This window comes from Idiomarina sp. UBA3162 (assembly GCF_002364475.1).
Lineage (GTDB): Bacteria > Pseudomonadota > Gammaproteobacteria > Enterobacterales > Alteromonadaceae > Idiomarina.
On the sequence record NZ_DEYI01000012.1, the window covers coordinates 1 to 4,967 of the forward strand.

Consider the following 4,967-nt stretch of genomic DNA (forward strand, 5'->3'; position numbering starts at 1 on the left):
GAAGTGAACAACCGACAAGCGGTACGAGTAAACAGGGCGCTCAGCTTGTTTAGGTACGAAGTAATACATCATACCCAAGAAGCCTGCTGTGAGCAGGAAGCCTACCGCATTGTGTCCATACCACCACTGGATCATGGCATCGACCGCACCCGAGTAAATTGAGTACGACTTAATGAAATTGACCGGAATCGCCATGCTATTAACAATGTGCAGCATCGCAATAACCACGATAAAGCCACCGTAGAACCAGTTTGCCACGTAGATGTGCGAGGTTTTACGAATCGCCAACGTGCCGAAGAATACGATTGCATAAGCAATCCATACTACAGCAATCAGGATATCGATAGGCCACTCAAGCTCAGCATACTCTTTAGTGGTGCTTAAGCCCATTGGTAAGGTGATCACGGCCGCCACAATAACGGCTTGCCAGCCCCAAAACGTGAACGTTGCTAAGCGGTCCGAAAACAGCTTGGTTTTACATGTCTTTTGAACAACGTAGTAAGAGGTAGCAAACAATGCACTGGTACCAAAAGCAAAGATAACGGCATTGGTGTGAAGTGGACGGAGACGCGAGTAGGTGAGCCAAGGCGTATTAAAGTTCAGCTCAGGCCACACGAGTTGTGCAGCAATAAGCACGCCCAAGCCCATGCCGACGATACCCCAAATAATGGTCATGACAGTAAACTGCCGAACGACCTTCATATTATATTCGATCGGTTGGTTTTGAAGTGTTTCACTCATCTTGATATTCCGCGGTGATTGAGTTCAGGAAAAAGACGACTTTTACCCGCTTACTTATAAAAGTCAGCTCCCTTGTAAAAGTGCCAATAGTTTACACCTTACGGCTATAAACGTACAGAGGACATATTAACAATATCCCCATAAACTTAAAGGCTATTTTACTCGAAACCGCCTTATCATTTGACTCAAATCAACGCTGTTTTTAATCAGCGAATCGGACACTTGTTTAACCTGTTCACTTGCGTCTTTTGTATCGTAAGTTAGTGAACTTATGGACGTGATATTTTCGCTAATGTCTTGCGTCACACGGCTCTGTTCATCGGTTGCTGAGGCGATTTGTACATTCATACCTGAAATATTTGCAACAGCTTCTTGGATCTGGCTTATCGCTTGCTCGGCTTCAACGGTCTCGCTGCGAGTTTGCTCAGAACTTGACTCTGCCTCGCGTATAATATTCGTTACATCAGTAATGGCGCGCTGGATATTATCCACAATTCCACCGATTTCATCGGTCGATTTTTGTGTCTTAGTCGCTAACTGTCTTACCTCGTCAGCAACCACAGCAAAGCCCCGACCAGCTTCACCCGCACGGGCCGCTTCAATGGCCGCGTTTAGCGCGAGCAAGTTGGTTTGCTCGGCGATGGTGATGATGACGTTTAGAATATCGCCAATTTCTTTTGAACCTTCGGTCAGGGTCTTGGCGTGCTGATTGGCTTGATTCAAGCGCTGAGTAAGCGTATCGATGTTTTGCACGGCACTTCGTACGGTTGTCGCAGAGCGGCCTGATTGCTCGTCGGCAACATTGGCAGATTCTGCTGCTTCACGTGCATGTTGCGCCACTTCTCCCGCGGATGATGTGAGCTCATTAACCGCTGTTGCGACGGCCTCTGTTTGTTGATTTAACCGCGTAGTCTGTGAAGAGCTTGTTTCGCACAGCGCGGCGAGTTGCTCAGCAGCCGCTTGCTCAGCATCAACCGAATCCTGCACGTTAGTCACTAACTGCTGAATTTTATGAACAAAGGTATTGAATGACTCAGCCACTCGTGTCAATTCGTCGTTACCCTCGGTTTCAAGCCGTTTGGTGAGATCACCATCGCCCTCAGAAATGTTTTCCATCGCGTGATTAATGGTTTTGAGAGGACGCACGATGCTGCGAATAATTAATACAAAGAGAATCAATAGGGGGACGGATAGAAAGACCGCCAGTAGCGCTAATTTGAAAAACTGAGCCCAGAGCAAATCAGCGATATTATCGACGTATTGTCCGGTACCGATGATTAAGTTCCATGGCTTAAACACTTGTACTCGACTGATCTTATCAACCAAATTGTCTTTGTCGGCTCCTTTTTGCCAAATATATTCAACCGTTGCGCGGTCTTTACTCTTTACCCCATCCACCATTTGTTGAAACAACCGCGTACCATTGGGGTCTTTGTAATCAAGTACATTTGTATTCACGAGCTGCTTAGCAAACGGATGTTGCACCATGTTACCACTACGGTCGATAGTGAAAATATATTCTTGTCCTTCGTAGCGGATTTCATCAAGGCGGGCAAACGCGCGTTGTTTGGCTTCAGCTTCAGACAGTTCACCTTGTTCTTGCAGACGATGATAATAGCTAACAACGCTTATCGCGGAGTCTAATACGGCATCCAGTTTATTTTTTTCCTCATCAACAAACACACCACGCAGAATAAACATCATAAAGGCAACCATCAGCGCGGTCCCGATTGCTGCAATACCAAGCAAGGCGATGAGTCGTTGAACAATTGAGTAGCGATTGAGTATGGCCATACTGTGCTCCAAGGCAGAGGATTTGGTCGTTATTAGTTAGTTATCGGCAAAATTACAAAATATTTACATAACCATAGTTAATCGAAATCAAATTAACAGTCGTATTATTCGGTGCCCTAATTATTCGAGGAGGCATATTATGTTTCGTAAATTCATGTTTGCAGTAGTAGGCGGTGTACTCGCATTTTCATCAACCCAAGCGTTGGCCGATCATCATGGTGGTAAAAAAGAGATGAAAGGTGATTGGGATATTGTACAAATTGCATCTAAAGATCCGCAGTTCTCGACCCTAGTCACGGCTATTAAAGAAGCCGGTTTAGTAGGCACATTAAAAGGTGACGGTCCATTTACCGTGTTCGCACCGACTAATGATGCGTTCGCGGAGCTGCCAGACGGCGCACTTGACGAGTTGCTTAAAGACAAAGATAAGTTGCGTGCGGTACTTACTTATCACGTAGTACCTGGCAACATTATGAGCGCAGATATCAAAGGTAAAACCACTGATGTCGAAACTGTCGAAGGGTCGACCCTTGCTGTTGATGCAACTGATGGCGTAATGATTAATGACGCGATGGTCATTAAAGCGGATATCAAAGCCAAAAATGGCGTGATCCACGTAATTGATGCCGTGTTGATGCCTGGTCAATAAGTCCAGCTTTGACCCCTTAGAAAAAAAGCGGCAATGATATTGCCGCTTTTTCTATGTCCGCTATGCTATGCTCGTTGAATTAAAATATTAACGAGATAACTATGCGAAAAACCACACACTTGTCCTTCCTAGTGAGCGCGTTATTCTTATCACCTTTTGCTTCGGCAGACGTTGTATCAAGCGATAGTACGGGTTTTCATATAAAACAAACGCATCGCTATGAAGACGGCGCGACAAATGCATATCGCGTATTTGTCGAGGACATTGATAGCTGGTGGCCTGTTGATCACACTTGGTTTGGTGCCGACGGCACGCTGACAATTGACCCTGTCGCCGGCGGCTGTTTTTGCGAGATAGCAGGGGATAGACAAGCTCAACATATGACCGTTGCCTATCTCGATCCCGGCCGTGTACTTCGTCTCACAGGCGGCTTAGGTCCGCTGCAGGGATTGGGGGTAAACGGTACGATGACCTTGACCTTCAGCGATAGTGAGTTAACGCTGGAGTATATCGTTAGCGGATACCCCAGCGTTGATCTTACCCAACTTGCGCCCGTTGTAGACAAGGTCTTGTCGCTACAAATGAGCTCATTTACTGAGTTTACTTCGCAAGAATAGTGCCGTTAATGCCGGTAACGTCGTTACCGTAACAATGGCAGCCCCCATTAAGCCAAACATCACGATGGTGCCGACGCCGCGATAAAGCTCGGTACCTTCGCCCGGAATAAAGACCAAGGGTGCAATGCCGCACAATGTTGTGACCGTCGTAATCGCGATAGGGCGAATACGGCTTTTTAATGCACCGCTAAGCGCGTCTTGAACCGAGCAGTGTTGCTGTTTCTTCAAAAACAGCGTGCGCTCGACAACAAGTATGGGATTATTGATCACGGTACCCATCAAAATCAGAAAGCCCAACATTGTGATCATGTCGAAGGGTTGCTGAAATAGGCCAATTCCATTAAGCAGGGCTAACCCCGCGATACCTGCACTTATCCCCATTGGAATTGTTGTCATGATGAGCAACGGGTGGCCCCAGTGCGCAAAAATCGCAACCATCAGCAAATAAACAATCGCCACGGCCAGTAGATAGTTTTCCATTAACGCGGACTGGGTTTCGGCGAGCTGGTCGGCTGCACACTGTAGGAAATTGTTTTAAGTGCGGGGATAGTAAGCCCGCTCCGTTTAACTTCAGTGTTTTCTGTGACCAATGCAGGATCAAAAATAGCGCGGATCTCTTTAGCGATATTCGACATGGTCGATAGGTTGTAACCCGGTGGCGCTGACATCGTCGCGAAAGTCTTAGCTTCTTCACCTTCCGGCAGATATTCAGCAGGGGGCATTAACCACCACCAAATACCAACAACAACGACCGTAGTAATTCCCACTGTGGTTAAACTACGGCCTCGGTGCTTATATAGCTTTTCAGCACGTGAAGTGATGGCATCTGCCCAATCCATATTTTGCTTTTTAAGTGGTGGAGGAAACTGAGCGGCTAGTAGTGGAACCAGTGTGACGGAGAGGATCATCGACGCGACGATCGCTGATGAAATCGCTATTGCGACATCAGAATATAACTGTCCGGCTTCCTGTTGAATAAATAGAATGGGTAAAAAGACCAACACCGATGTCAGTGTCGATGTGAGTACTGCGGTCCAAACCTGCTTGACGCCATCAATCGCCGCCTGCATAGGCTTTTTATTTTGCCGCCGCTCACCTCAACTTGAGCCACGCCGGCAACCGATGACTTGCGCGGTCTTGCATTGTCTTCCATGCCTCTAAACGAT

Annotated in this window: 5 protein-coding genes and 1 pseudogene; 2 read left to right on the forward strand and 4 right to left on the reverse strand. The window is 46.9% G+C overall.

Going from position 1 to position 4,967, the window contains the following annotated elements; all coding sequences use genetic code 11:
* Positions 1 to 741: cbb3-type cytochrome c oxidase subunit I (locus B2X00_RS01935; RefSeq protein ID WP_290485891.1), on the reverse strand; the 741-nt coding region annotated here is incomplete at its 3' end.
* Between the two features lie 153 nt (positions 742 to 894).
* On the reverse strand, positions 895 to 2,535 hold the full coding sequence (locus tag B2X00_RS01940; RefSeq protein WP_290485892.1) for a methyl-accepting chemotaxis protein: 1,641 nt from the start codon (positions 2,533 to 2,535) through the stop codon (positions 895 to 897).
* 139 nt (positions 2,536 to 2,674) lie between these two features.
* On the opposite strand from B2X00_RS01940, the gene B2X00_RS01945 reads away from it, so the two are divergent.
* Together B2X00_RS01945 and B2X00_RS01950 are read left to right on the forward strand one after the other, a co-directional pair.
* Positions 2,675 to 3,184 carry a fasciclin domain-containing protein gene (locus B2X00_RS01945; protein WP_083405026.1) on the forward strand — a complete coding sequence of 170 codons (510 nt, stop codon included), beginning with the start codon at positions 2,675 to 2,677 and terminating at the stop codon, positions 3,182 to 3,184.
* 101 nt (positions 3,185 to 3,285) lie between these two features.
* Positions 3,286 to 3,801, forward strand: coding sequence for an SRPBCC domain-containing protein (locus tag B2X00_RS01950; protein ID WP_290485893.1), 516 nt, complete (start codon positions 3,286 to 3,288; stop codon positions 3,799 to 3,801).
* Here B2X00_RS01950 and B2X00_RS01955 read toward each other — a convergent pair.
* Both B2X00_RS01955 and B2X00_RS01960 read right to left on the reverse strand, forming a co-directional pair.
* Positions 3,772 to 4,281: an efflux RND transporter permease subunit gene (locus tag B2X00_RS01955; RefSeq protein WP_290485894.1), complete on the reverse strand. Its 510-nt coding sequence runs from the start codon at positions 4,279 to 4,281 to the stop codon at positions 3,772 to 3,774. The genes B2X00_RS01950 and B2X00_RS01955 overlap by 30 nt on opposite strands.
* A 148-nt stretch (positions 4,282 to 4,429) precedes the next feature.
* Positions 4,430 to 4,868 (reverse strand): annotated as a pseudogene (locus B2X00_RS01960) (efflux RND transporter permease subunit); the annotation flags it as partial.
* Positions 4,869 to 4,967: the final 99 nt, after the last annotated feature.